Here is a 26,077-nt window from a genome sequence, read left to right as displayed (position 1 = left end):
TACAAATAGGGCCCGAATCTGGCCTCCCACAGACCCCATGCGCCACGTAACGTGTCAGCCAGCTCCCGGGACACCCCCGGACCGCGTCGAAAGCGAGGCAGTACCCCATGCCCCAGCAGAGCCCCCTCGATGTCCCCGAGGGCGACCCGTTCGGGCCGCACAACCTCCCCTACGGCGTTTTCTCCACCCCCCAGGAACCGCGGCGCCGCCGGGTCGGTGTGCGGATCGGCGGGTACGTGCTCGACGCGGGGGCCGTGGCCGTCGCGCTCGGCTCCCCGTACGCCGGGCTCCTGGCCCAGGGTTCGCTCAACCCGCTGCTGGCCGCCGGCCGCACCGCCTGGCGCGACGTGCGCCGCGCGCTGACCGCCTGGGTCACCGACCCGGGCCACCGCGAGACGGTCGAGCCGCACCTGCTGCCGCTGGACGGGGTCGAGCTGCACCTGCCGTACGAGGTCGCCGACTACGTCGACTTCTACGCGAGCGAGCACCACGCCACCAACGTCGGCCGCATCTTCCGGCCGGACGGCGACGCGCTCACCCCCAACTGGAAGCACCTGCCCATCGGTTACCACGGCCGGTCGGGAACGATCGTCGTCTCCGGCACCGATGTGGTCCGCCCCTCCGGGCAGCGCAAGGCGCCCGCCGACCCGGCGCCCGTCTTCGGCCCGTCGGTCAAGCTGGACATCGAGGCCGAGGTCGGCTTCGTCGTCGGCACCCCCTCGGAGCTGGGCCGGCCGGTCGCCCTCGGCGACTTCGAGGAGCACGTCTTCGGGCTCTTCCTCCTCAACGACTGGTCGGCGCGTGACATCCAGGCCTGGGAGTACGTGCCGCTCGGCCCCTTCCTCGGCAAGTCCTTCGCGACCTCCGTCTCCGCGTGGGTGACCCCCCTGGAGGCCCTGGACGCGGCCCGGGTCACCCCGCCGGCGCGGGACTTCCCGCTCCTGCCCTACCTGGACGACTCCGCCACCGACCGCCCCGGCGGCTTCGACCTGCAGATCGCGGTGTCCATCAACGGGCAGGAGGTGGCCCGGCCGCCGTTCGCCTCCATGTACTGGACCGCCGCCCAGCAGCTGGCCCACATGACCGTCAACGGCGCCTCCCTGCGCACCGGTGACGTGTTCGGCTCCGGCACCGTCAGCGGCCCGGAGGTCGACCAGCGCGGCTCGCTGCTGGAGCTCACCTGGAACGGCCGCGACGCGATCGAGCTCGCCGACGGCAAGCGCACCTTCCTGGAGGACGGCGACACCGTCACCCTCACCGCCTGGGCCCCCGGCCCCGACGGCACCCGGGTCGGCCTCGGCGAGGTCACCGGCCGCATCGTGGGCGCCCGCTAGTCCACCAGGTGAGCGGCGGGGTGGCGGATCTTCCCCCCACCCCGCCGAAACCGCAGGTCACAGCCCTGCCGTCGAATCCGTGGGTGGCGCAATACCGCTGCAACACCACGCACGCCGCACCGCCGGTACGTTCCCTGCCATGCCTGCCGAACGGACCTCCCCGCACACCGCCCCGGTCGCCGCCGCGCGCCGCCGGCGGCTGCGCGCGGACCAGGCGCGCCAGCTCGCCGACCTGCTGCGCCACCAGATCCTGTCCGGCGGCTACCCCGGCGGGACCCTCCCCCTGGAGGACGTCCTCGCCGCCGACTACGGAGCCGGCCGCAACACCGTCCGCCAGGCCCTCGGCCTGCTCCGCGGCGAAGGCCTCGTCGAGCGCCGCCCGGGCGTCGGCACGGTCGTCGTCTGCGAGAAGTACCCGCACGGCCTGGACCGGCTCCAGGGCCTGGCCGAGACCCTGCACGAGCACGGCGAGGTCACCAACGAGGTCCGGACGGCGGCCCCGGTCCGCGCCCCCGCCCCCGTCGCCCGCCGCCTGGGCCTGCCCGAGCACTCCGAGGTGCTCTACATCGAGCGGCTGCGCCGGCTGAACGGCCTGCCGCTCTCCCTCGACCTCACCTACGTCCCCCTCGACATCGGCGCCGGGCTGCCCGACTGCGACCTGGAGCACAACGACGTCTTCCGGCTGCTGGAACGGCTCAGCGGCCAGCCGCTCGGCCACGCCGAGATCACCGTGGAGGCCGTCAACGCCGACGCGCACTCCGCCGCCGTCCTCCAGGCCCCGCGCGGGGCCGCCGTGCTGATGCTGGAGCGGCTCACCCACCTCGCCGACGGGCGGCCCGTGGACCTGGAGTTCATCCGCTTCCGCGGCGACCGGATCACCATGAGCGGCCTGCTGCGCCGCGCCCTCTGACGCCACTTCCCCCCTCCCCGCCCCTTCCCGGAGACAGCCATGCCCGTGGTACCCCAGCGCGCCGACGTGCCCGTGACCATCGACGAATCCCTGTGCATCGACGGATGCACCCTCTGCGTCGACATGTGCCCCCTCGACTCCCTCGCGATCCGCGAGGCCGACGGCAAGGCGTACATGCACGTCGACGAGTGCTGGTACTGCGGCCCCTGCGCCGCCCGCTGCCCCACGGGCGCGGTGACCGTCAACATGCCCTACCTGCTCCGGTGAAAGGCCCCCAGTCCATGCGCGCCCCGCTCACCCGGGCCCTCGCGCCCGCGCTCGTCCTGCTCCTGGCTCCGCTCGCCACGGCCTGCGGCGGCGAGGCCGCCGGGGCCGCGGGCGGCCCGAAGACGGTCACCGTGACCGTGGGCTACCAGTCCAAGACCATCAACACCGTCACCGCGGGCACCCTGCTGCGCTCCCTGGGCTACTTCGAGGAGGAGCTGGCGGCCCGCGGCAAGCGCGACGGGGTCACGTACAAGGTCGACTGGCAGGACTACGCCACCGGCGCCCCCATCACCGCCCAGATGACCGCCGGGAAGATCGACATCGGCTCGATGGGGGACTTCCCGCTCCTCATCAACGCGGCCCGCGGCAAGGAGCTCAAGCAGCCCACCCGCCTGGTGTCGGTGACCGGCTACAACCTGCGCGGCGGCCTCAACACCGTCGTCACCGCCCCGGATTCGAAGCTGGAGTCCCTTGCCGACCTGCGCGGCAGGAAGGTGTCCACCAGCGTGGGCTCCGCCGCCGACGGCACCCTCGTACGGGCCCTGCAGCGCGCCGGGATCGACCCCGAGAAGGGCATCCAGAAGCTCAACCAGCAGCCCAGCGTGGGTGCTTCGGCCCTCCAGGCGGGCAGCGCGGACGCGCTCTCGCAGTTCGTGGCCTGGCCCGGGCAGCTGGCCTTCGAGGGCAAGGCCAAGGCCCTGTACGACGGGGCGGAGCTGAACCTGCCCACCTTCCACGGGGTCACCGTCCGCGAGAAGTTCGCCGCCCAGCGGCCGGGCGTGCTGGACGACTTCCTGCGCGCCCAGCGCCGGGCCACCGACTACCTGCGCACCCGGCCGGTGCCCGCCGCCGAGTCGGTGGCCAAGGAGACCGGCCTGCCCGCGGAGGTGGTCTACCTCTACAACGGGGCGAACGGCATCGCCACCTTCGACCCGGCGCTGCGCCCCGAGCTGATCGCGGCGCTGAAGCAGGACGTACCCGTGCTGAAGGCCGCCGGGCTGGTCGGCGACGTGGACGTGGACGGCTTCGTGGACCCGGAGCCGCTGAAGCGCCTCGCGGTGCAGGGCGGCCCTGCGTACCCGGCGGCGGCCGCCGCGCGGCCGGAGCTGTGGTCCAAGGGGCAGGAGGGCACGACGACGTACGACTCCCCGCGCGAGCTGCTCAGGGCGGTGCGCGGGGCGGCCGGGGTCCGGGCCGCGTACGTCCCGGACGCGGTGACGGGAACCCTCTGGTTCGCCGACCGGGCCGTGTGGGTCGCGGAGGGCGCCGAGCTGCGGGCCTTCGTCACGGCGGCGGGCGCGCAGGCGTACGTCGCACAGCACCGGGGCTCCGGGGCGCGGACCGTGAGCTACGCCGAGGCCACCGGGCTGGCCGGATGAGCGGCGGGCGGCGGGCGCTGCGCGCGGGCTCGCTGGTGGCGGCCCTGCTGCTGTGGCAGGCGCTGACCTCGCTGGACGTGCACCTGTGGCTGCGGTTCGAGCAGTTCCCGACGGCCGGGGAGGTGGCGGCCGAGCTGGTGCGGCGGGCGCGGACGGGCGTGTACTGGACGGACCTGGCGGACAGCCTGCGCCGGATCGTGACGGGGTTCGTCCTGGCGGCGGTCCTGGGCGTGGCGACCGGTGCGGCGGTCGCGCGGTCGCGGCTCGTGTCGGACGTGGTGGGGCCGGTGCTGGAGGTGCTGCGGCCGATCCCGGCGATCGCGCTGGTGCCGGTGGCGATCCTGCTGTTCCCCTCGAACGAGCAGGGGATCGTCTTCATCACCTGCGCGGCGGCCTTCTTCCCGGTGCTGGTCTCGACCCGGCACGCGGTGGCTGCGCTGTCGCCGGTGTGGGAGGAGGCGGTCCTGACGATGGGCGGGGGGCGGTGGCGGATCCTGCTGTCCGTCGTCCTGCCGGGGGCCCTGCCGGGGATCTTCGGGGGGCTGTCGGTGGGGATCGGGGTGTCGTGGATCTGTGTGATCTCGGCCGAGATGATCTCCGGGGAGTACGGGGTCGGCTACCGGACCTGGCAGGACTACACGGTGGTGGACTACCCGGGTGTCTTCGTCGGCATGGCGACGATCGGGGCGCTGGGGTGGCTCACGGCCACGGGGGTCGAACGGCTGGGCCACCGCCTCACCGCGTGGCTCCCCCGGCCCGCTGCGGCCCCGGCGGGCCGGCCGGGCCCGTCCGGGGTGGCGGCACCCCGGGGCGCCCGCCGGTCCCGCTCCGCGGGAGTCGGGGCGGCGGGGTCGGGTGAGCGGGCCGGGGTCGGGGGGCCGCTGCGCGGTGCCGATTCCCCACCCCGCCCCTTCCCGAAACCGGGTGCTCCGCCCCCAGACCCCCGCGCCTCAAGCGCCGGCGGGGCTGAATCTGGCGCGGCTGATCCGTCGCCCGCGGCATCGCCCGCGGCATCGCCCGCGGCATCGCCCGCGGCATCGCCCGCGGCATCGCCCGCGGCATCGCCCGCGGCATCGCCCGCGGCATCGCCCGCGGCATCGCCCGCGGCATCGCCCGCGGCATCGCCCGCGGCATCGCCCGCGGCATCGCCCGCGGGCTGGATTTCGCGCGGCGAAAATCCAGCCCGCGCGGCGATTGAGCGCACCGGGCGCGCAGCGGCCGGTCTCGGGGGCCGGGGCGGAGCCCCGGGGAACGGTGGAAGTGGGGGTCCCCCCGGACGGAGTCTGGGGAGGGTCGGGGACCAGCCCCGCAGGGGACGACGACGGCCGGCGGAAGGACGCAGACATGAGCACCCCGACCACCCCGGAGGGGACCGGCGCGGCCCTCGCCCTGCGCGGCGCCCGTCTCGGGCACCCCGCAGGGGCCGCCGTCCTCGACGGGGTCGACCTCGGCGTCGAGCCCGGGGAAGTGCTGGCCGTCGTCGGCCCCTCCGGCTGCGGGAAGTCGACCCTGCTGCGGACCCTCGCCGGCCTGCTGTCCCCGCTCGCGGGCGAGGTGACCTTGGACGGCCGGCCCGTCAGCGGCCCCGGCGCCGACCGGGCCCTGGTGTTCCAGGAGGACGCCCTGCTGCCCTGGCGCACCGTCCGGGGCAACGTCGAACTGCCCCTCCAGATACGGAAGGTGCCCCGCGCCGAGCGGCGCCGGACCGCCACCGAGTGGCTGGAGCGGGTCGGGCTCGACGGGCACGCCCACAAGCTCCCCCACCAGCTCTCCGGCGGCCAGCGCCAGCGCGTCCAGCTGGCCCGGGCCCTGGCCCCCCGCCCCCGGGCCGTCCTGATGGACGAACCCTTCGGCGCGCTCGACGCGCAGACCCGCGCCGGGATGCAGGACCTCCTCGTGGAGGTCCTGGCCGGCACCGGGGCCACCGTCGTCTTCGTCACCCACGACGTGGACGAGGCCCTGTACCTGGCCGACCGGATCGCCCTGCCGGCCACCGGCGAGGTGCTGCCCGTGCCGGCCCCGCGTGACCGCACCGCCACCCGCTCCGGGCTGCGCGAGCGCATCCTCTCCTCCCTCTGACCTCTGACCCCTGATCCCTGATCCCTGAAAGGCAGTACACCGTGGACATCCCCGCGATCGGCGACGCCGAGGAACTCTCCTGCGACGTCCTCGTCATCGGCGGCGGCACCGCCGGCACGATGGCCGCGCTGACCGCCGCCGAGCGCGGGGCCCGCGTCCTGCTGCTGGAGAAGGCGCACGTACGGCACTCCGGAGCCCTCGCCATGGGCATGGACGGGGTCAACAACGCCGTCGTGCCCGGCCGCGCCGAACCGGACGACTACGTCGCCGAGATCACCCGCGCCAACGACGGCGTCGTCGACCAGTCCACCGTCCGCCAGACCGCCACCCGCGGCTTCGCGATGGTGCGGCGGCTGGAGTCGTACGGGGTGAAGTTCGAGAAGGACGAGCACGGCGAGTACGCGGTGCGCCAGGTCCACCGCTCGGGCTCGTACGTTCTGCCCATGCCGGAGGGCAAGGACGTCAAGAAGGTGCTCTACCGGCAGCTGCGCCGCCGTGAGATGCGCGAGCGGATCCGCATCGAGAACCGGGTGATGCCGGTGCGGGTGCTGACCTCGCCGGAGGACGGCCGGGCGATCGGGGCGGCGGCCTTCAACACCCGTACGGGGGCCTTCGTGACGGTCCGGGCGGGGGCGGTGGTCCTGGCGACCGGCCCCTGCGGCCGGCTCGGGCTGCCGGCCTCGGGATACCTGTACGGAACGTACGAGAACCCCACCAACGCCGGGGACGGCTACGCCATGGCCTACCACGCGGGCGCGGCGCTGACCGGGATCGAGTGCTTCCAGATCAACCCGTTGATCAAGGACTACAACGGCCCGGCGTGCGCGTACGTCGCCAACCCGTTCGGCGGCTACCAGGTCAACCGGCACGGCGAGCGGTTCGTGGACTCCGACTACTGGTCGGGGCAGATGATGGCCGAGTTCGCGGCCGAACTGGCCTCGGACCGGGGGCCGGTGTACCTCAAGCTCAGCCACCTCCCCGAGGAGTCGGTGGAGGCGCTGGAATCGATCCTGCACACGACGGAGCGCCCGACGCGCGGCACCTTCCACGCGGGGCGCGGCCACGACTACCGCACGCACGACGTGGAGATGCACATCTCGGAGATCGGGCTGTGCGGCGGGCACTCGGCGTCCGGCGTACGGGTGGACGACCACGCCCGCACCACCGTGCCCCGGCTGTACGCCGCCGGCGACCTGGCGTCCGTACCGCACAACTACATGATCGGCGCATTCGTCTTCGGGGACCTGGCGGGCGAGGACGCCGCGCGGTACACGGCGTACGAGGGGGAGCTGCCGGCGGACCAGCTGGCGGCGGCGCACGAGCTGGTCTACCGGCCGCTGCGCCACCCGGACGGGCCGCCGCAGACGCAGGTGGAGTACAAGCTGCGGCGGTTCGTGAACGACTACGTGGCCCCGCCGAAGACGGGAGCGAAGCTGTCCCTGGCCGTGGAGGCCTTCACCCGGATGGAGGCGGAGATCGCGGGGATGGGGGCGACGACGGCGCACGAGCTGATGCGCTGCGCGGAGGTGTCGTTCATCCGGGACTGCGCGGAGATGGCGGCACGGGCCTCGCTGGCGCGTACGGAGTCCCGCTGGGGGCTCTACCACGAGCGACTCGACCATCCGGAGCGGGCGGACGCGGACTGGCTGTACCACCTGGACCTGCACAAGTCGGCTTCCGGAGCGATGGAGTTCACGGCGCGGCCGGTGGAGCCGTACGTGGTCCCGGTCCCGGAGTTCACCCCGCCGGGCGGTCCCTCGCGGCCGCTGGGCGAGGTGGAGCTGGTCGGAGTGGCGACGGCGGGCCCGGCGAAGGCCGCCCCGCGGGCGCGGGCGGAGTCCCCGGCGGCGTCCTCGGCGGAGCCCGGGGCTGCGGGGACGGCCGGCGGGACGGGGTCGGCCGGCGGGACGGGGTCGCCGCGGATCCTGGAGCTGCTCGCGCTCGCCGAGGAGGCGCCCGAGCTGGCGGCGCTGCGGGGCTACCTCACGGACCCGGACCCGGCCGTGCGGGGCGCGGCCGTCGCCGCCGTCGGGGAGACCGTGCCCGCCGGGGCGGGGCCGGCGCTGGCCGAGCGGATGCGGGACGCGGATCCCGGTGTCCGGGCCGCGGCGGCGGGGGCGCTGCGGGAGCTGCTGGAGGTGCTGCCGGGCGATCCGGAGCTGGACGCCGGGCTGCGGGAAGCCCTGGCGGTGCCCGACCGGCTGGTGCGGGCGGCCGCGCTGGAGGGGCTGCGCGCGCTGCGGCTGGGGGACGCCGCGCTGTACGTGCGTGCGCTGGACGACGCCGATACGGAGGTGCGGGTGCACGCCGTCCGGGCGCTGGTCTCGGTGGACGCCCTCGCGGAGCTGGCGGCGGCGGCGGCCGGGGACGGGGCGCGTGAGGTGCGGGTGGCCGTGGCGAAGGGGCTGGCGGCGGTCGCCGGGGAAGGGGCCGGGGTGCGGGCCGCGCTGGCGCCGCTCCTGGACGACCCGGACCCGCTGGTGCGGGGGGCCGCGCTGGGGGCCCTGGCCGCCACGGGCTGCCCGCCCGCGTACGCCGACACCGCCGCGGCGGCGCTGTCGGACCCCGCCTGGCAGGTCCGCGCGGGGGCGGCGGCCGCGCTGTCGGCGGCCGGCGCGGGGACGGCCGTGCCGGCGCTGGCCGCGGCCCTGGCCACCGACCCCGACGCGGACGTCCGCAAGGCCGCGGTGCTGGCCCTCCTGGCCCACGCCGACTCCCCGGAGGCCCGCAAGGCCCTGGCCCAAGCGGTGACGGACCCCGACGCCGACGTCCGCGCCTACGCCACCCGCGCCGCCTGACCACCGGACCCAGCCCGCGTCCGACAACCCCCGGACGCGAGCCCCCGCGGGGAGCGGCACACCCGCGCCACCCGCCCCCGGGCGCGCCCTCGCCGAACCGCCACCGCCACGCCCCCCTCGGCGCGCACCGCACACCACGCCCCTGCGACGCCCGGCCGGACGCGGCGTACGCGAACACGCCGGCCGCCCGGCAGGGCCCCGGGCCGCGGCGTGAGGGAGCCGCCTACGCCACCCGCGCCGTCCGAGTGGCGGCCCGCGGGCGGGGCGGTGACGCTGCCTGCATGGTTTCTCGCACCGGCAGGATCGCCCCCTTCGCCCTCGCGGCCGCCGCGGCGCTGGCGGCCGCGCCGTCCGCGCCCGCGGTCGCCGCGCCCCAGCCGCGGCTGACGCCCTCCGCCCAACTGGCCCTGGCCTACCGGGCGACCGCCAAGTACCACCAGCACAGCACCGGTGTCGCCGCCGGCTACGTGCCCGACCAGTACTGCGTCGTGGACCCGAACGGCGGTCCGGGCGCGTTGGGTTACCCGCACTTCAACCACGCCTACGACGGCTCCGTGGACCCGGCCAAGCCCACCGCCCTGCTCTACGAGGGCGACGGACAGGGCCACTGGAACCTGGTGGGCCTCGAATGGATGGTCGTGGACAAGGACGGCCGGACGGACACCGACGACGACCGTCCCTCCCTCTTCGGCGAGCCCTTCAAGGGGCCGCTGCCGGCCCGCTACAAGGGGCAGAAGGTGCACTACTCGCTGCACCTGTGGCTGTGGAAGGACAACCCGTCCGGCCGGTTCGAGCCGTTCAACCCGAAGGTCGTCTGCCGTCCGGGGACCACCCGGCCCCGCCCCGTCGCCCCCGCAACCCCCGCCACTCCCGCCACCCCCGTGGCTCCGGCCGCCGCCCCCTCCCCCGCGGCCACCTCCCCGTAGCCCGCCCCGTTCGGCGGCGCCCGTTCGGCCGCCCGCCGCGTGCACGGCCCGTGCCCCGCCCCGATGGTGGAACGCAAGCCCCTCCGGGACCCCCGAACACCAGGAGCTCCCATGCCCGTAGCCCGTGGCCTCAAGGCCCTGTCCGCCTGTGCCGTCGTCGGCGCGTCCGTCGTCCTGGCCGCCCTCCCCCCGGCGCACGCCGTGGACGGCCCGGCGCCCGACCCGCACGACGCGAAGGCGATGCGCGACATGGCCACGGCGATGGCGGTGACCGCCAAGTACGTGGACGAACGGCAGGCGATCAAGGACGGATACGTCCCGCACGGCCAGGAGTGCATGACCAACCCCTTCGGGGCGGGCGCCATGGGCTACCACTACGTCAAGGAGGCCAACTGGGGTTCCCGGGACCCCGCCAGGCCGACCGCGCTCCTCTACAGCACGGAGAAGGACCGCAACGGCCGCCGCAAGCTCCAGACGGTGGAGTGGATGTCCGCCGACCGGGACCAGGACCTGAAGACCACCGACGACCGGCCGACCATGTTCGGCCTGCCCTTCGACGGGCCGATGCCCGGTCACTGGGCGGGCATGCCCAAGCACTACGACCTGCACATGTGGGCGTACAAGGACAACCCGGCGGGCCGCTTCCACAACTGGAACACGGCCCTGAAGTGCCCCGGGAACGCGGCACCCAACCCGATGCACGCCGACCACGGTTAGACCGCGCGGAACGCGGCGGGCCCGGCCCCCCGAGGGGGAGCCGGGCCCGCGCGACGCCACCGGTCAGCGCACGAAGGTGCTCGCGTGCCCGGCCAGGTCGAGGAAGTACTGCGGCGCGACGCCCAGCACCAGGGTGACGGCGACGCCCACCGCGATGGTGGTCATCGTCAGCGGTGAGGGCACCGCCACCGTCGGCCCGTCGGCCTTCGGCTCGCTGAAGAACATCAGCACGATCACCCGGATGTAGAAGAACGCCGCGATCGCCGACGAGATCACACCGACGACGACCAGCGCCCCGGCCCCGCCCTCCGCGGCCGCCTTGAACACGGCGAACTTCCCGGCGAAGCCGGAGGTCAGCGGGATGCCGGCGAAGGCCAGCAGGAACACCGCGAAGACGGCCGCGGTGAGCGGCGAACGCCGCCCGAGCCCGGCCCACTTCGACAGGTGCGTGGCCTCGCCGCCCGCGTCGCGCACCAGCGTGACCACCGCGAACGCGCCGATCGTCACGAAGGAGTAGGCGCCCAGGTAGAAGAGGACGGACTTGACGCCCTCCGCCGAGGTGGCGATGACACCGGCCAGGATGAACCCGGCGTGCGCGATCGAGGAGTACGCCAGCAGTCGCTTGACGTCCGTCTGGGTCACGGCGATGACCGCACCCGCGAGCATCGTCACGATGGCGACGCCCCACATCACCGGCCGCCAGTCCCAGCGCAGCCCGGGCAGGACCACGTAGAGCAGGCGCAGCAGGGCGCCGAAGGCGGCCACCTTGGTCGCGGCGGCCATGAAGCCGGTCACGGGGGTGGGGGCGCCCTGGTAGACGTCCGGGGTCCACATGTGGAAGGGGACCGCGCCGACCTTGAAGAGCAGGCCCATCAGGATCAGCGCGCCGCCGATGAGCAGCAGTGCGTCGTTGCCCATGGTGGAGGCCAGCGCCGGGTCGACGGTGGTGACCGTGCCGTCCACCACGTCCGCGATGACCGCGTACGAGACGGAGCCCGCGTAGCCGTAGAGCAGGGCGATGCCGAACAGCAGGAACGCCGAGGAGAAGGCGCCGAGCAGGAAGTACTTGACGGCCGCCTCCTGCGACATCAGCCGCTGGCGGCGGGCGACGGCGCAGAGCAGGTACAGCGGGAGGGAGAAGACCTCCAGCGCGATGAACAGGGTCAGCAGGTCGTCGGCCGCCGGGAAGATCAGCATCCCGGAGATGGCGAACAGGGCCAGCGGGAACACCTCGGTGGTGGTGAACCCGGCCTTGACGGCGGCCTTCTCGCTGTCGCTGCCCGGTACGGACGCGGCCTGGGCGGCGAAGGAGTCGACGCGCTTGCCGTGCGCCCTGGGGTCGAGGCGGCGCTCGGCGAAGGTGAACACGGCCACGACCGAGGCGAGCAGGATGGTGCCCTGGAGGAACAGTGCCGGGCCGTCGACGGCGATGGCGCCCATGGCCGCGATGTGGGCCTTGGTGTTGCCGTACCCGCCCGCGGCGAGGGCGACGACCGCGGCGAAGGCCGCGGCGAGGGAGGCGACGGCCAGGAACACCTGGACGTGGTAGCGGGACCTGCGCGGGACGAAGGCCTCGACGAGGACGCCGAGGACGGCCGCGCCCACCACGATCAGCGTGGGCGCGAGCTGGGCGTACTCGATGTGCGGGGCCGGGATCCTGTCGGCCGGTCCGTTGGCCGCCAGTGCCAGCAGGCCCTGGGCAGCGGTCGTGGCGCTCACTTGACCGCCGCCTTCTTGTCGATGTGCTCGGCTTCCACGGCCACCTCGGGCTTGGGGTCCGTCTTCTTCACGTCCGACAGCGTGTGCTGCACCGACGGGTTGACGATGTCGGTCAGCACCTTCGGGTAGACGCCCAGCCCGATCAGCAGCGCGATGAGCGGGGCGACCACCAGGAGCTCCCGCGGGCGCAGGTCCGGCAGGGTGCGGACCTCCTCCTTCACGGGGCCGGTCATGGTCCGCTGGTAGAGGACCATGGTGTACAGGGCGGCCAGCACGATGCCGATGGTGGCGATGACGCCGATGACCGGGTACCGGGCGAAGGTGCCGACCAGGACCAGGAACTCGCTCACGAAGGGGGCGAGGCCCGGCAGGGACAGGGTGGCGAGGCCGCCGATCAGGAAGGTGCCGGCGAGGACCGGGGCCACCTTCTGGACACCGCCGTAGTCGGCGATGAGCCGCGAGCCGCGCCGCGAGATCAGGAAGCCGGCGACCAGCATCAGCGCCGCCGTGGAGATCCCGTGGTTGACCATGTAGAGCGTCGCGCCCGACTGGCCCTGGGAGGTCATCGCGAAGATGCCCAGGATGATGAAGCCGAAGTGCGAGATCGACGCGTAGGCGACCAGCCGCTTGATGTCCCGCTGTCCGACCGCGAGCAGTGCGCCGTAGACGATGCTGACCAGGGCCAGGACGAGGATCACGGGGGTGGCCCACTTGCTGGCCTCGGGGAAGAGGCCGAGGCAGAAGCGGAGCATCGCGAAGGTGCCGACCTTGTCGACGACCGCGGTGATCAGTACGGCGACCGGGGCGGTGGCCTCGCCCATGGCGTTGGGCAGCCAGGTGTGCAGCGGCCACAGCGGGGCCTTCACGGCGAAGGCGAAGAAGAAGCCGAGGAAGAGCAGCCGCTCGGTGTTGGTCGCCATGTCGAGGGTGCCCGCGGCGCGGGCGGCGGCGATCTCCTGGAGGGAGAAGTTCCCGGCGACCACGTACAGCCCGATGACGGCGGCCAGCATGATGAGGCCGCCGACCAGGTTGTAGAGGAGGAACTTGACCGCCGCGTACGAGCGCTGGGCGGCGGCGTTCTCGTCGCTGCCGGCGTGTGCCCGGTCCCCGAAGCCTCCGATGAGGAAGTACATCGGGATGAGCATGGCTTCGAAGAAGATGTAGAAGAGGAAGACGTCGGTGGCCTCGAAGGAGATCACCACCATCGCCTCGACCAGCAGGATCAGGGCGAAGAAGCCCTGGGTGGGGCGCCAGCGCGACGAGTTGGTCTCCAGGGGGTCGGCGTCGTTCCAGCCGGCCCCGATCACGAAGGGGATCAGCAGGGCGGTGAGCGCGATGAGCGCCACCCCGATGCCGTCCACGCCCAGTTCGTAGCGGACGCCGAAGTCGGCGATCCAGGCGTGGGACTCGGTGAGCTGGTAGCGGGCGCCGCCGGGCTCGAAGCGGACCGCGACGAGCACGGCCGACGCCAGCGTCGCCAGGGAGAACAGCAGCGCGAGCCACTTGGCGGCGGTGCGCTGTTTGGCCGGGACGGCGGCGGTGAGGACCGCGCCGACCGCGGGGAGCGCGGCCGTCACCGTCAGAAGCGGGAAAGTCATGTCACACCGCCCTCATCAGCAGGGTCGCGGCGATCAGGATCGCCGTGCCCCCGAACATCGAGACCGCGTAGCTGCGGGCGTAGCCGTTCTGCAGCCTGCGCAGCCGGCCGGAGAGCCCGCCGACGGAGGCGGCCGTCCCGTTGACCACTCCGTCGACCAGGCTGTGGTCGACGTACACGAGCGAGCGGGTCAGGTGCTCTCCGCCGCGCACGAGGACGACGTGGTTGAAGTCGTCCTGGAACAGGTCCCGGCGGGCCGCCCTGGTGAGGAACGAGCCGCGCGGGGCGGTCACCGGGACGGGCCGGCGGCCGTACACCGACCAGGCGATGGCGACGCCGACGACGAGGACCGCCATCGTGGAGAGGGTGACCGTCAGGGCGCCGACCGGCGGGTTGCCGTGCTCGTGCCCGGTGACCGGCTCCAGCCACTTCAGGAAGCGGTCGCCGAGTCCGAAGAAGCCGCCCGCGAAGACCGAGCCGAAGGCCAGCACGATCATCGGGATGGTCATGGACTTCGGGGACTCGTGCGGGTGGGGCATCCGGCCGCCGGCCTGGTGCTCCGCGGCCGGCTCGGCGCTCGGCGCCTCGTCCGCGTCGGGGGCCGGCTGCCAGCGCTTCTCGCCGAAGAAGGTGAGGAGCATGACCCGGGTCATGTAGAAGGCGGTGATGCCCGCGCCCAGCAGGGCGGCGCCGCCGAGGATCCAGCCCTCGGTGCCGCCCTTCGCGAAGGCCGCCTCGATGATCTTGTCCTTGGAGAAGAAGCCCGACAGGCCCGGGAAGCCGATGATGGCGAGGTAGCCGAGGCCGAAGGTGACGAAGGTGACCGGCATGTAGGTGCGCAGGCCGCCGTACTTGCGCATGTCCACCTCGTCGTTCATCCCGTGCATGACGGAACCCGCGCCGAGGAAGAGGCCGGCCTTGAAGAACCCGTGCGTCACCAGGTGCATGATCGCGAAGACGTAGCCGATGGGGCCCAGGCCCGCGGCGAGGACCATGTAGCCGATCTGCGACATGGTCGACCCGGCGAGGGCCTTCTTGATGTCGTCCTTGGCGCAACCGACGATCGCACCGAACAGCAGCGTGACCGCGCCGACTACGGTGACGGCCAGCTGCGCGTCGGGCGCCGCGTTGAAGATCGCGCCGGAGCGGACGATCAGGTACACACCCGCGGTGACCATCGTCGCGGCGTGGATGAGGGCCGAGACCGGGGTCGGGCCCTCCATCGCGTCACCGAGCCAGGACTGCAGCGGCACCTGGGCCGACTTGCCGCAGGCCGCCAGGAGCAGCATCAGGCCGATCGCCGTCAGCGTGCCCTCGGAGGTCTTGCCGGCGTTCGCGAGGACCGGGCCGAAGGCGAAGGTCCCGAAGGTGGTGAACATGATCATGATGGCGATCGAAAGGCCCATGTCGCCGACCCGGTTGACCAGGAAGGCCTTCTTCGCGGCGGTGGCCGCGCTGGGCTTGTGCTGCCAGAAGCCGATCAGGAGGTACGAGGCGAGGCCGACGCCCTCCCAGCCGAAGTACAGCAGCAGGTAGTTGTCGGCGAGGACGAGCAGCAGCATCGCCGCGACGAACAGGTTGAGGTAGCCGAAGAAGCGGCGGCGGCGCTCGTCGTGCTCCATGTACCCGATCGAGTACACGTGGATGAGCGTGCCCACGCCGGAGATCAGCAGGACGAAGGTCATCGACAGCTGGTCGAGCTGGAAGGCGAGGTCCGCCTGGAAGCCCTCCACCGGCACCCAGCTGAACAGGTGCTGGTGCAGGGTGCGGTCCTCGGCCCCGCGGCCCAGCATGCCGGCGAAGAGGACCACGCCGATGCCGAAGGAGACCGCGGCGAGCAGGGTCCCGAGCCAGTGGCCGGCCTTGTCGAGGCGCCGGCCGCCGCACAGCAGCACCGCCGCCCCGAGCAGGGGTGCGCCCACCAGGAGCGCGATCAGATTCTCCACGGTGAAGGCCCCTTACAGCTTCATCAGGCTGGCGTCGTCGACCGAGGCCGAGTGGCGGGTACGGAACAGCGACACGATGATCGCGAGGCCCACCACGACCTCCGCGGCGGCGACGACCATCGTGAAGAACGCGATGATCTGGCCGTCGAGGTTGCCGTGCATCCGGGAGAAGGCCACGAACGCGAGGTTGCAGGCGTTGAGCATCAGCTCGACGCACATGAACAGCACGATGGCGTTGCGCCGGATGAGGACGCCGGCCGCGCCGATGGTGAACAGCAGGGCGGCCAGGTACAGGTAGTTGACCGGATTCACTTCGATGCCTCCTCTCGGGAGTCGCGGCCGAGGCGCTCCGCGGAGCTCTGCTCCAGCGCCTTGAGGTCGTCCAGGGCCTCGGTGGACACGTCGCGGATCTGGCCGCGGGCGCGCAGCGTCTTGTTGACGGTCAGCTCGGACGGGGTGCCGTCGGGGAGCAGGCCGGCGATGTCCACGGCGTTGTGCCGGGCGTAGACGCCGGGGGCCGGCAGCGGCGGGACCTGCACGCCCTCGCGGACGCGCTTCTCGGACAGCTCGCGCTGGGTGGCGGCCCGCTCGGTGCGCTCGCGGTGGGTGAGGACCATGGCGCCGACGGCCGCCGTGATCAGCAGGGCGCCGGTGATCTCGAAGGCGAAGATGTAGCGGGTGAAGATCAGCTGGGCCAGGCCCTCGACGTGGCCCGCGGAGTTGACCCGGCCGAGGCCGTTGAAGTGGGTCAGCTTCGCGTTGGCGAGACCGGCGATCAGCAGGATGCCGAAGCCGAGCCCGCACAGAACGGCCAGCCAGCGCTGTCCCTTGATGGTCTCCTTCAGCGAGTCCGCCGCCGTGACGCCGACGAGCATGACCACGAAGAGGAACAGCATCATGATGGCGCCGGTGTAGACGACGACCTGGACCACGCCCAGGAAGTAGGCCCCGTTGGCGAGGTAGAACACCGCGAGGACGATCATCGTCCCGGCCAGGCACAGGGCGCTGTGCACGGCCTTCTTCATCAGGATGGTGCAGAGCGCGCCGATGACGGCGACGGCGGCGAGCACCCAGAACTGCAGGGCCTCGCCGGTGGAGGTCGTGGTGGCGGCGGCGGCCGCGAGGGCACTCATGCTCCGACCCCCTCGGCCGGAGCGCCGTTCCCGGCGCCGTTCGAGGCCGGGGCCTCGCCCTTGGAGACCGCCACCTGCCGCTCGGTGCCGGGCGCGGCGCCCGTCACCAGCCCCCGGTAGTAGTCCTGCTCGTCCATGCCCGGGAAGATCGAGTGCGGGGTGTCGACCATGCCCTCGGTCAGCCCGGCCAGCAGCTGCTCCTTGGTGTAGATCAGCGACTCGCGGCTGGAGTCGGCCAGTTCGAACTCGTTCGTCATCGTCAGCGCCCGGGTCGGGCAGGCCTCGATGCACAGCCCGCACAGGATGCAGCGGGCGTAGTTGATCTGGTAGACCCGCCCGTACCGCTCACCCGGGGAGTAGCGCTCCTCCTCGGTGTTGTCCGCGCCCTCCACGTAGATCGCGTCGGCGGGACAGGCCCAGGCGCACAGCTCGCACCCGATGCACTTCTCCAGACCGTCGGGGTGCCGGTTGAGCTGGTGCCTTCCGTGGAAGCGCGGAGCGGTGGTCTTCTCCTGCTCCGGGTACTGCTCGGTGAGGCGCTTCTTGAACATGGCCTTGAAGGTCACGCCGAAGCCGGCCACCGGGTTCTGCCACTTTTCGGACGACTCGTCAGACACGTCTCAACCCTCCTCTCGGTCACTGTCAGTATTCGTCCCGCCACTGACAATCAGCTCCCGCTCGGCGCGGGACCGCCTGCGCGGTACGGGTGCCAGGTGCTGGCCGGGCTTGGGCGGTACGGGGAAGCCGCCCGCCATCGGGTCGAAGGGCTCGGCGGCCGCGGCCTGCCCCGCCTGCGCGGCGGCCGTCTTCTCCCGCTTGTCGCGGAAGTGGTCGGCGACGGCGGTCAGCAGCAGGATCGCCACGACGGCCCCGCCGACGTAGAGCACGATCTCCGAGAAGTCGTAGCGCTCGTTGCGCAGCGCCCGGACGGTGGCGACCAGCATCAGCCAGACCACGGAGACCGGGATCAGCACCTTCCAGCCGAGCTTCATCAGCTGGTCGTAGCGCACGCGGGGCAGCGTGCCGCGCAGCCAGATGAAGAAGAACAGCAGCAGCTGCACCTTGATGACGAACCAGAGCATCGGCCACCAGCCGTGGTTCGCGCCCTCCCAGTACGTGGAGATCGGTGCCGGGGCGCGCCAGCCGCCCAGGAACAGGGTGACCGAGACCGCCGAGACGGTGACCATGTTGACGTACTCGGCCAGCATGAACAGCGCGAACTTGATGGAGGAGTACTCGGTGTTGAAGCCGCCGACCAGGTCGCCCTCGGACTCCGGCATGTCGAAGGGGGCGCGGTTGGTCTCGCCGACCATCGTGATCACGTAGATGATGAACGAAACCGGCAGCAGCACGATGTACCAGCGGTCCGCCTGCGCCTCCACGATCGCCGAGGTCGACATGGACCCGGAGTAGAGGAAGACCGAGGCGAAGGCCGCGCCCATCGCGATCTCGTACGAGATCATCTGCGCGCAGGAGCGCAGGCCGCCGAGCAGCGGATAGGTCGAGCCCGAGGACCAGCCGGCCAGCACGATGCCGTAGATGCCGACCGAGGCCACGGCCAGGACGTACAGCATCGCGATCGGCAGGTCGGTCAGCTGCATCGTGGTGCGCTGCCCGAAGATCGAGACCTCGTTGCCGGACGGGCCGAACGGGATCACCGCGATGGCCATGAACGCCGGGATCGCCGCGATGACCGGCGCCAGGACGTACACCACCTTGTCGGCCCGCTTGACGATGACGTCTTCCTTCAGCATCAGCTTCACGCCGTCGGCGAGGGACTGGAGCATGCCCCAGGGCCCGTGCCGGTTGGGGCCGATGCGCAGCTGCATCCAGGCGACGACCTTGCGCTCCCAGACGATGGAGAACAGCACGGTCACCATCAGGAAGGCGAAGCAGAACACCGCCTTCAGCAGGACGAGCCACCAGACGTCCCTGCCGAACAGGGACAGGTCCTCGGCGGCGAGGACGTGCGGCTGCTGCGCCGCGATGTGGGCGAGGCTGGTCACGCTCGCACCTCCTTGGCGGGGGCGGCCGGGGCCGGCGCCGGTCCGATGCGGACGAGGGTGCCGGGCAGGGCGCCGGTGTCGGCGAGGACGCCGGAGCCGGTGGAGTTCAGGGGGAGCCACACGACCCGGTCGGGCATCCCGGTGATCCGCAGCGGGAGTTCCACCGAGCCGGCCGGGCCGGTGACGGCGAGGAGGTCGCCGTCCTTGACGCCGGTCTCGGCGGCCGTGGCGGCCGAGAGGCGGGCCGCGGCCTCGTGCCGGGTCCCGGCCAGGGCCTCGTCGCCCTCCTGGAGCCGGCCCAGGTCCAGCAGCAGGCGGTGGCCGGCGAGTACGGCCTCGCCCGCGCCGGGCCGGGGCAGCGGCGCCGAACCGGTGGACCGCTCGGGGGCGAGGTCGCCCTCCCAGGGGCCGAGCCGCTCCAGCTCCCGGCGCACGGCGTGCACGTCGGGCAGGGCGATCGGCCGGTCGGCGGCGTCGGCCAGCATGTGCAGCACGCGGGCGTCGGCCGGAGCGAGGCGGCGGGTCATCTGGTCGGGCTTGAGGGCCGCCTCGAAGGGGCGGACCCGGCCCTCCCAGTTGATGAACGTGCCCGCCTTCTCGGCGACGGCGGCGACCGGCAGGACCACGTCCGCGTGGTCGGTGACCTCCCCGGGCCGCAGCTCCAGGGAGACCACGAAGGCCTCCTCCAGCGCGGTCCGGGCCCGCTGCGGGTCCGGCAGGTCGGCGACCTCGACGCCCGCGACCAGCAGCGCGGACAGCTCACGGGTGGCGGCGGCCTCGACGATCTGGCCGGTGTCGCGGCCGTAGCGGTGCGGCAGCGCCTCCAGCCCCCAGGCGGCGGCGACCTCGTCGCGGGCCCGCGGATCGGTGGCCGGGCGGCCGCCCGGCAGCAGGGACGGCAGCGCGCCCGCCTCGACGGCGGCCCGCTCCCCGGCCCGGCGCGGGATCCACACCAGCCGGGCTCCGGTCGCGGTGGCCGCCCGTACGGCGGCGGTCAGCGCGCCGGGCACCCCCGCGAGCCGCTCCCCGACGACGAGGACGGCCCCGGGCCGGCGGAGCGCCTCGGCCGCTTCGGCGCCGCCCTCCTCCAGCCCGGTGCGGGAGGCCAGGGCGTCCAGCCACTCGGGTTCGGTGCCGGGGGCGGCGGCCAGCAGGGTGCCGCCGGCCTTGGTCAGGCCCCGGGTGGCGAACGGGGCGAGGGCGTACGTCTTCTGGCCCCGCTTGCGGTGGGCCTTGCGCAGCCGCAGGAAGACCCCGGGGGCCTCCTCCTCGGCCTCGATGCCGGCCAGCAGGACGGCCGGGGCCGCCTCGAGGGAGGCGTAGGTGACGCCCGTGCCGTCGAGGTCCTTGCCGGTGCCGGCGACGGAGGCGGCCAGGAAGTCGGTCTCCTCCGCGCTGTGCACGCGGGCCCGGAAGTCGATGTCGTTGGTGTCGAGCACCACCCGGGCGAACTTGGCGTACGCGTAGGCGTCCTCGACGGTCAGCCGGCCGCCGGTCAGCACCCCCGCCCGGCCGCGCGCCGCGGTGAGCCCCCTGGCGGCGGCCTCCAGGGCCTCGGGCCAGCTCGCCGGGGCGAGGACCCCGTCGGCCCCGCGCACCAGCGGGGTGGTCAGCCGGTCCGGGCGCTGCGCGTAACGGAACGCGAAGCGGCCCTTGTCGCAGATCCACTCCTCGTTGACCTCGGGGTCCTCGGCGGCGAGGCGGCGCATCACCTTCCCGCGCCGGTGGTCGGTCCGGGTCGCGCAGCCGCCCGCGCAGTGCTCGCACACGCTCGGCGAGGAGACGAGGTCGAACGGGCGGGAGCGGAACCGGTAGGCGGCCGAGGTGAGGGCGCCGACGGGGCAGATCTGGATGGTGTTGCCGGAGAAGTACGACTCGAACGGGTCGCCCTCGCCGGTGCCGACCTGCTGGAGCGCGCCGCGTTCCAGCAGCTCGATCATCGGGTCGCCGGCGACCTGGTTGGAGAAGCGGGTGCAGCGCGCGCACAGCACGCACCGCTCGCGGTCCAGCAGCACCTGCGTGGAGATCGCGACGGGCTTCTCGTAGGTCCGCTTGCGGCCCTCGAACCGGGATTCGGCGTTTCCGTGCGACATCGCCTGGTTCTGCAGGGGGCATTCGCCGCCCTTGTCGCAGACGGGGCAGTCCAGCGGGTGGTTGATGAGCAGCAGCTCCATCACCCCGCGCTGGGCCTTGTCAGCGGCCTCGGAGGTCAGCTGGGTGCGCACGACCATGCCGTCGGTGCAGGTGATGGTGCAGGAGGCCATCGGCTTGCGCTGGCCCTCGACCTCGACGATGCACTGGCGGCAGGCGCCGGCCGGGTCGAGGAGGGGGTGGTCGCAGAACCGGGGGATCTCGATGCCGAGCTGTTCGGCGGCCCGGATGACGAGGGTCCCCTTGGGCACGGACAGCTGGGCGCCGTCGATGGTCAGCGTGACCAGGTCGTCCTGCGGCGGCTTGGCGGCCTCGCCGCCGCCGGCGGGGGCACTGGTGGCGACGGTCATGCGTTCACCTCGGAGTTCTTTGCCGGGCCGTCGGCCCACAGGGTCGACTTCCGGTGGTCGAAGGGGCAGCCCTTCCCGGTGATGTGCTGCTCGTACTCCGCGCGGAAGTACTTCAGGGAGGAGAAGATCGGGCTGGCCGCGCCGTCGCCGAGCGCGCAGAAGGACTTGCCGTTGATGTTGTCGGCGATGTCGTTCAGCTTGTCGAGGTCGGACATGACGCCCTTGCCGGCCTCGATGTCGCGCAGCAGCTGGACGAGCCAGTACGTGCCCTCGCGGCAGGGGGTGCACTTGCCGCAGGACTCGTGGGCGTAGAACTCGGTCCAGCGGGTGACGGCGCGCACCACGCAGGTGGTCTCGTCGAAGCACTGGAGGGCCTTGGTGCCGAGCATGGAGCCGGCCGCGCCCACGCCCTCGTAGTCGAGCGGGACGTCGAGGTGCTCGTCGGTGAACATGGGGGTGGAGGAGCCGCCGGGGGTCCAGAACTTCAGCCGGTGTCCGGGGCGCATGCCGCCGCTCATGTCGAGGAGCTGGCGCAGGGTGATGCCGAGGGGGGCCTCGTACTGGCCGGGGCCGGCGACGTGCCCGGAGAGGGAGTAGAGGGTGAAGCCGGGGGACTTCTCCGTCCCCATCGCCTTGAACCAGTCCTTGCCCTTGCTCAGGATCGCGGGAACCGAGGCGATGGACTCGACGTTGTTCACGACAGTGGGGCAGGCGTAGAGGCCTTCGACCGCGGGGAAGGGGGGACGCAGCCGGGGCTGGCCGCGCCGGCCTTCGAGGGAGTCGAGCAGTGCCGTCTCCTCGCCGCAGATGTACGCGCCCGCGCCCGCGTGCACCGTGATGTCGAGGTTGCGTCCGCTGCCGTCGATGTCCTTGCCGAGGTATCCGGCCGCGTACGCCTCGCGCACGGCTTCGTGCAGCCGCCGCAGCACCGGCACGGTCTCGCCGCGCAGGTAGATGAAGGCGTGCTCGGAGCGGATCGCGTAGCAGGCGATGATCATTCCCTCGATGAGGGAGTGCGGGTTGGCGAAGAGGAGGGGGATGTCCTTGCAGGTTCCGGGCTCCGACTCGTCCGCGTTCACGACGAGGTAGTGCGGCTTGCCGTCGCCCTGCGGGATGAACTGCCACTTCATCCCGGTGGGGAAGCCGGCGCCGCCGCGTCCGCGCAGTCCCGAGTCCTTGACGTAGGCGATCACCTCGTCGGGGGTCATCGCGAGGGCCTTGCGCAGACCCTCGTAGCCCTCGTGGCGCCGGTAGGTCGCCAGCGTCCACGACTCGGGCTCGTCCCAGAACGCCGACAGGACGGGTGCGAGCAGCTTCTCCGGGCTGGTACCTCCCCCAGCCTCCGGCTGGGAGGTGCCCCCATGAGTTTCCTTGGACGACACCGACATCACTCCCCTCCCTCGGTACCGGTCTCGGCGCGCGGGCGGACGACCGGGGCGTGCGGGGACTCGCCGCGGGCGATGCGCAGGCCGATCAGGGAGGCGGGGCCCGCGCCGCCGCTCGCCTCCACCGCGCCCTCGCGCTCGTCGGGGAAGCCCGCCAGGATGCGGGCGGTGTCCTTGTACGTGCACAGCGGCGCGCCCCGGGTCGGTTCGACCGGGCGGCCGGCGCGCAGGTCGTCGACGAGGGCCTTGGCGGACTCGGGGGTCTGGTTGTCGAAGAACTCCCAGTTGACCATCACCACGGGGGCGTAGTCGCAGGCCGCGTTGCACTCGATGTGCTCCAGCGTGACCTTGCCGTCGGGGGTGGTCTCGTTGTTGCCGACCCCGAGGTGCTCCTGGAGCTCGGCGAAGATGGCGTCGCCGCCCATCACCGCGCACAGGGTGTTGGTGCAGACCCCGACCTGGTAGTCGCCGGAGGGCCGCCGCCGGTACATCGTGTAGAAGGTGGCGACCGCGGTGACCTCGGCGGTGGTCAGGCCGAGGACCTCGGCGCAGAACCGGATGCCGGTGCGGGAGACGTAGCCCTCCTCGGACTGCGTCAGGTGCAGCAGCGGCAGCAGCGCGGAGCGGCTGTCGGGGTAGCGGGCGATGATCTCCTGCGCGTCCGCTTCGAGCCGGGCGCGCACCTCGGCGGGGAAGTCGGGGGCGGGGAGCTGCGGCATCCCGAGGCTGATGCCCGTGTTCACTGCATCGGCCGTCATCGGTCGACGCCTCCCATCACGGGGTCGATGGAGGCGACGGCGACGATGACGTCGGCGACCTGGCCGCCTTCGCACATCGCCGCCATGGCCTGCAGGTTGGTGAAGGACGGGTCGCGGAAGTGGACCCGGTAGGGGCGGGTGCCTCCGTCGGAGACCACGTGGACGCCGAGTTCGCCCTTGGGGGACTCGACGGCCGCGTAGGCCTGCCCGGCGGGGACCCGGAAGCCCTCGGTCACCAGCTTGAAGTGGTGGATGAGGGCCTCCATGGAGGTGCCCATGATGTTCTTGATGTGGTCGAGGGAGTTGCCGAGGCCGTCGGGGCCCATGGCGAGCTGCGCCGGCCAGGCGATCTTCTTGTCGGCGACCATGACCGGGCCGGGCTCCAGCCGGTCCAGGCACTGCTCGACGATCCGCAGCGACTGGCGCATCTCCTCCAGGCGGATCAGGAACCGCCCGTAGGAGTCGCAGCTCTCGGTGGTGGGGACGTCGAACTCGTAGCTGTCGTAGCCGCAGTAGGGGTCGGTCTTGCGCAGGTCGTGCGGCAGGCCGGCGGAGCGCAGGATCGGTCCTGTGGCGCCGAGGGCCATGCAGCCGGCCAGGTCGAGGTAGCCGACGTCCTGCATGCGGGCCTTGAAGATGGGGTTGCCGGTGGCGAGCTTGTCGTACTCCGGCAGGTTCTTCTTCATCGTCTTGACGAACTCGCGCAGCTGGTCGACCGCGCCGGGGGGCAGGTCCTGGGCGAGGCCGCCGGGGCGGACGAAGGCGTGGTTCATGCGCAGGCCGGTGATCAGCTCGAAGACGTCGAGGATCAGCTCGCGGTCCCGGAATCCGTAGATCATGATCGTGGTCGCGCCCAGCTCCATGCCGCCGGTGGCGATGCACACGAGGTGGGAGGAGAGCCGGTTGAGCTCCATCAGCAGGACGCGGATGACGGTGGCCCGGTCGGGGATCTGGTCGGTGATGCCGAGGAGCTTCTCGACGCCGAGGCAGTACGCCGTCTCGTTGAAGAACGGCGTCAGGTAGTCCATGCGCGTGACGAAGGTGGTGCCCTGCGTCCAGTTGCGGAATTCGAGGTTCTTCTCGATCCCGGTGTGCAGGTAGCCGATGCCGCAGCGGGCCTCGGTGACCGTCTCGCCGTCGATCTCCAGGATCAGGCGGAGCACGCCGTGGGTGGAGGGGTGCTGGGGGCCCATGTTGACGACGATGCGCTCGTCGTCCGCCTTGGCCGCGGACTGGACGATCTCGTCCCAGTCGCCGCCGGTGACGGTGTAGACGGTGCCTTCGGTGGTCTCGCGGGAGGCCGCGTGGTCGGCGGCGTTGGGGGTGTGGGACATCAGCTGTACGACCTCCGCTGGTCGGGAGCCGGGATCTGGGCGCCCTTGTACTCGATGGGGATGCCGCCGAGCGGGTAGTCCTTGCGCTGCGGGAAGCCCTGCCAGTCGTCCGGCATCATGATCCGCGTGAGGGCGGGGTGGCCGTCGAAGACCAGGCCGAAGAAGTCGTACGTCTCGCGCTCGTGCCAGTCGTTGGTCGGGTAGACCGCGACGAGCGAGGGGAGGTGCGGGTCGCCGTCGGGCACCGACACCTCCAGCCGGACGATCCGGCCGTGGGTGAGGGAGCGCAGGTGGTAGACGGCGTGCAGCTCGCGGCCCTTGTCGTCGGGGAAGTGCACGCCGCTGACGCCGGTGCACAGCTCGAAGCGCAGGGCCGGGTCGTCGCGCAGGGTGGAGGCCACCCGCACCAGGTGTTCGCGGGCGATGTGCAGGGTCATCTCGCCGCGGTCGACGACGACCTTCTCGATGGCGTTCTCCGGGAGCAGGTCCTGCTCCTCCAGGGCGCCCTCCAGCTCGTCGGCGACCTCGTCGAAGTAGGAACCGTAGGGGCGGGAGCTCGCGCCGGGCAGGGCCACGGTGCGGACGAGGCCGCCGTAGCCGCTGGTGTCGCCGCCGTTCGTGGCGCCGAACATGCCCTTGCGGACCCCGATCACCTCGGGTCCGGGGGTGGCGGCCCGGGGGGCGGGGACGTTGTTGCCGTTGCCGTTCTCCACGGCGGGTTCGTCGCTCACCGCAGGAGCCCCTTCATCTCGATGGTGGGGAGGGCCTTGAGGGCCGCCTCCTCCGCCTCGCGCGCCGCCTCTTCCCGGTTCACGCCGAGCTTGGAGCCCTGGATCTTCTGGTGGAGCTTGAGGATCGCGTCGATGAGCATCTCGGGGCGGGGCGGGCAGCCGGGGAGGTAGATGTCCACCGGGACGATGTGGTCGACGCCCTGGACGATCGCGTAGTTGTTGAACATGCCGCCCGAGGAGGCGCAGACCCCCATGGAGATGACCCACTTGGGGGCGGGCATCTGGTCGTACACCTGCCGCAGCACCGGCGCCATCTTCTGGCTGACCCGGCCGGCGACGATCATCAGGTCGGCCTGGCGCGGGGAGCCGCGGAAGACCTCCATGCCGAAGCGGGCGAGGTCGTAGCGGCCGGCACCGGTGGTCATCATCTCGATGGCGCAGCAGGCGAGGCCGAAGGTGGCCGGGAAGACGGATGCCTTGCGCACCCAGCCCGCGGCCTGTTCGACGGTGGTCAGCAGGAAGCCGCTCGGCAGCTTCTCTTCCAGTCCCATGGAAAA

21 protein-coding genes and 1 pseudogene are annotated in these 26,077 nt (G+C 72.6%); 9 read left to right on the top strand and 13 right to left on the bottom strand.

Features of this window, described 5'->3' with window-relative positions; translation table 11 throughout:
- Positions 1 to 107: 107 nt before the first annotated feature.
- From fahA to B4U46_RS20855, 9 genes and pseudogenes are all read left to right on the top strand, one after another.
- A complete protein-coding gene (fahA, locus tag B4U46_RS20895; RefSeq protein ID WP_079429250.1) occupies positions 108 to 1,334 on the top strand; it encodes a fumarylacetoacetase in 1,227 nt (408 codons plus the stop codon).
- Between the two features lie 139 nt (positions 1,335 to 1,473).
- Complete coding sequence (locus B4U46_RS20890; RefSeq protein WP_079429249.1) at positions 1,474 to 2,244, top strand: GntR family transcriptional regulator; 771 nt, start codon at positions 1,474 to 1,476, stop codon at positions 2,242 to 2,244.
- 39 nt (positions 2,245 to 2,283) lie between these two features.
- Positions 2,284 to 2,511, top strand: coding sequence for a 4Fe-4S dicluster domain-containing protein (locus B4U46_RS20885; RefSeq protein ID WP_079429248.1), 228 nt, complete (start codon positions 2,284 to 2,286; stop codon positions 2,509 to 2,511).
- 14 nt (positions 2,512 to 2,525) lie between these two features.
- Positions 2,526 to 3,890 carry an ABC transporter substrate-binding protein gene (locus B4U46_RS20880; protein ID WP_079429247.1) on the top strand — a complete coding sequence of 455 codons (1,365 nt, stop codon included), beginning with the start codon at positions 2,526 to 2,528 and terminating at the stop codon, positions 3,888 to 3,890.
- Positions 3,887 to 4,696 (top strand): annotated as a pseudogene (locus B4U46_RS20875) (ABC transporter permease); the annotation flags it as partial. The gene B4U46_RS20880 and the pseudogene B4U46_RS20875, both read left to right, overlap by 4 nt.
- A gap of 538 nt (positions 4,697 to 5,234) precedes the next feature.
- Entirely contained in the window at positions 5,235 to 5,969 is a 735-nt protein-coding gene (locus B4U46_RS20870) for an ABC transporter ATP-binding protein (RefSeq protein WP_079429246.1), read from the top strand.
- A 41-nt stretch (positions 5,970 to 6,010) separates the two neighbouring features.
- Positions 6,011 to 8,767: a fumarate reductase/succinate dehydrogenase flavoprotein subunit gene (locus tag B4U46_RS20865; protein WP_079429245.1), complete on the top strand. Its 2,757-nt coding sequence runs from the start codon at positions 6,011 to 6,013 to the stop codon at positions 8,765 to 8,767.
- 281 nt (positions 8,768 to 9,048) lie between these two features.
- Complete coding sequence (locus tag B4U46_RS40080; RefSeq protein WP_107438295.1) at positions 9,049 to 9,693, top strand: hypothetical protein; 645 nt, start codon at positions 9,049 to 9,051, stop codon at positions 9,691 to 9,693.
- Positions 9,694 to 9,804: 111 nt separating this feature from the next.
- Positions 9,805 to 10,410, top strand: a complete 606-nt coding sequence (locus B4U46_RS20855) for a hypothetical protein (protein ID WP_237293030.1) — start codon at positions 9,805 to 9,807, stop codon at positions 10,408 to 10,410.
- A gap of 63 nt (positions 10,411 to 10,473) precedes the next feature.
- Here the strand turns inward: B4U46_RS20855 and nuoN are convergent, their stop codons facing one another.
- Genes nuoN through B4U46_RS20790 form a run of 13 tightly spaced genes read right to left on the bottom strand, consistent with a single transcriptional unit; the run spans position 10,474 to position 26,071 of the window.
- The gene (gene nuoN / locus B4U46_RS20850; RefSeq protein ID WP_079431895.1) at positions 10,474 to 12,093 is read right to left on the bottom strand and encodes an NADH-quinone oxidoreductase subunit NuoN; all 1,620 of its coding nucleotides are present in this window, start codon (positions 12,091 to 12,093) and stop codon (positions 10,474 to 10,476) included.
- A 32-nt stretch (positions 12,094 to 12,125) separates the two neighbouring features.
- Complete coding sequence (locus tag B4U46_RS20845; protein ID WP_079429244.1) at positions 12,126 to 13,727, bottom strand: NADH-quinone oxidoreductase subunit M; 1,602 nt, start codon at positions 13,725 to 13,727, stop codon at positions 12,126 to 12,128.
- Between the two features lies 1 nt (position 13,728).
- Entirely contained in the window at positions 13,729 to 15,672 is a 1,944-nt protein-coding gene (gene nuoL / locus B4U46_RS20840) for an NADH-quinone oxidoreductase subunit L (RefSeq protein WP_079429243.1), read from the bottom strand.
- 12 nt (positions 15,673 to 15,684) lie between these two features.
- The gene (gene nuoK, locus B4U46_RS20835) at positions 15,685 to 15,984 is read right to left on the bottom strand and encodes an NADH-quinone oxidoreductase subunit NuoK (RefSeq protein WP_045946785.1); all 300 of its coding nucleotides are present in this window, start codon (positions 15,982 to 15,984) and stop codon (positions 15,685 to 15,687) included.
- Positions 15,981 to 16,805, bottom strand: coding sequence for an NADH-quinone oxidoreductase subunit J (locus B4U46_RS20830; RefSeq protein WP_079429242.1), 825 nt, complete (start codon positions 16,803 to 16,805; stop codon positions 15,981 to 15,983). Before B4U46_RS20830 ends, nuoK begins: the two co-directional genes overlap by 4 nt.
- Positions 16,802 to 17,422: an NADH-quinone oxidoreductase subunit NuoI gene (gene nuoI, locus B4U46_RS20825; RefSeq protein WP_079429241.1), complete on the bottom strand. Its 621-nt coding sequence runs from the start codon at positions 17,420 to 17,422 to the stop codon at positions 16,802 to 16,804. The genes B4U46_RS20830 and nuoI overlap by 4 nt, the downstream gene beginning before the upstream one ends.
- 3 nt (positions 17,423 to 17,425) lie before the next feature.
- The gene (nuoH, locus tag B4U46_RS20820) at positions 17,426 to 18,811 is read right to left on the bottom strand and encodes an NADH-quinone oxidoreductase subunit NuoH (protein WP_079429240.1); all 1,386 of its coding nucleotides are present in this window, start codon (positions 18,809 to 18,811) and stop codon (positions 17,426 to 17,428) included.
- On the bottom strand, positions 18,808 to 21,312 hold the full coding sequence (locus B4U46_RS20815) for an NADH-quinone oxidoreductase subunit G (protein ID WP_079429239.1): 2,505 nt from the start codon (positions 21,310 to 21,312) through the stop codon (positions 18,808 to 18,810). The genes nuoH and B4U46_RS20815 overlap by 4 nt, the downstream gene beginning before the upstream one ends.
- On the bottom strand, positions 21,309 to 22,700 hold the full coding sequence (nuoF, locus tag B4U46_RS20810) for an NADH-quinone oxidoreductase subunit NuoF (RefSeq protein WP_079429238.1): 1,392 nt from the start codon (positions 22,698 to 22,700) through the stop codon (positions 21,309 to 21,311). Before nuoF ends, B4U46_RS20815 begins: the two co-directional genes overlap by 4 nt.
- Positions 22,700 to 23,455 carry an NADH-quinone oxidoreductase subunit NuoE gene (nuoE, locus tag B4U46_RS20805; RefSeq protein ID WP_079429237.1) on the bottom strand — a complete coding sequence of 252 codons (756 nt, stop codon included), beginning with the start codon at positions 23,453 to 23,455 and terminating at the stop codon, positions 22,700 to 22,702. Before nuoE ends, nuoF begins: the two co-directional genes overlap by 1 nt.
- A complete protein-coding gene (locus B4U46_RS20800) occupies positions 23,452 to 24,789 on the bottom strand; it encodes an NADH-quinone oxidoreductase subunit D (protein ID WP_079429236.1) in 1,338 nt (445 codons plus the stop codon). Before B4U46_RS20800 ends, nuoE begins: the two co-directional genes overlap by 4 nt.
- Positions 24,789 to 25,520 carry an NADH-quinone oxidoreductase subunit C gene (locus B4U46_RS20795; protein WP_079429235.1) on the bottom strand — a complete coding sequence of 244 codons (732 nt, stop codon included), beginning with the start codon at positions 25,518 to 25,520 and terminating at the stop codon, positions 24,789 to 24,791. Before B4U46_RS20795 ends, B4U46_RS20800 begins: the two co-directional genes overlap by 1 nt.
- On the bottom strand, positions 25,517 to 26,071 hold the full coding sequence (locus tag B4U46_RS20790) for a NuoB/complex I 20 kDa subunit family protein (protein WP_079429234.1): 555 nt from the start codon (positions 26,069 to 26,071) through the stop codon (positions 25,517 to 25,519). Before B4U46_RS20790 ends, B4U46_RS20795 begins: the two co-directional genes overlap by 4 nt.
- Positions 26,072 to 26,077: the final 6 nt, after the last annotated feature.

Source organism: Streptomyces katrae, from assembly GCF_002028425.1.
GTDB lineage: Bacteria > Actinomycetota > Actinomycetes > Streptomycetales > Streptomycetaceae > Streptomyces > Streptomyces katrae_A.
This window is presented reverse-complemented; position numbering and strand designations above follow the sequence as displayed.

Coding starts and splice junctions, on each gene's coding strand:
- fahA (WP_079429250.1), top strand. CDS start 108: ATGCCCCAGCAGAGCCCCCTCGATGTCCCCGAGGGCGACCCGTTCGGG.
- B4U46_RS20890 (WP_079429249.1), top strand. CDS start 1,474: ATGCCTGCCGAACGGACCTCCCCGCACACCGCCCCGGTCGCCGCCGCG.
- B4U46_RS20885 (WP_079429248.1), top strand. CDS start 2,284: ATGCCCGTGGTACCCCAGCGCGCCGACGTGCCCGTGACCATCGACGAA.
- B4U46_RS20880 (WP_079429247.1), top strand. CDS start 2,526: ATGCGCGCCCCGCTCACCCGGGCCCTCGCGCCCGCGCTCGTCCTGCTC.
- B4U46_RS20870 (WP_079429246.1), top strand. CDS start 5,235: ATGAGCACCCCGACCACCCCGGAGGGGACCGGCGCGGCCCTCGCCCTG.
- B4U46_RS40080 (WP_107438295.1), top strand. CDS start 9,049: ATGGTTTCTCGCACCGGCAGGATCGCCCCCTTCGCCCTCGCGGCCGCC.
- B4U46_RS20855 (WP_237293030.1), top strand. CDS start 9,805: ATGCCCGTAGCCCGTGGCCTCAAGGCCCTGTCCGCCTGTGCCGTCGTC.
- B4U46_RS20845 (WP_079429244.1), bottom strand. CDS start 13,727: ATGACTTTCCCGCTTCTGACGGTGACGGCCGCGCTCCCCGCGGTCGGC.
- B4U46_RS20830 (WP_079429242.1), bottom strand. CDS start 16,805: ATGAGTGCCCTCGCGGCCGCCGCCGCCACCACGACCTCCACCGGCGAG.
- B4U46_RS20815 (WP_079429239.1), bottom strand. CDS start 21,312: ATGACCGTCGCCACCAGTGCCCCCGCCGGCGGCGGCGAGGCCGCCAAG.
- nuoF (WP_079429238.1), bottom strand. CDS start 22,700: ATGTCGGTGTCGTCCAAGGAAACTCATGGGGGCACCTCCCAGCCGGAG.
- nuoE (WP_079429237.1), bottom strand. CDS start 23,455: ATGACGGCCGATGCAGTGAACACGGGCATCAGCCTCGGGATGCCGCAG.
- B4U46_RS20800 (WP_079429236.1), bottom strand. CDS start 24,789: ATGTCCCACACCCCCAACGCCGCCGACCACGCGGCCTCCCGCGAGACC.
- B4U46_RS20790 (WP_079429234.1), bottom strand. CDS start 26,071: ATGGGACTGGAAGAGAAGCTGCCGAGCGGCTTCCTGCTGACCACCGTC.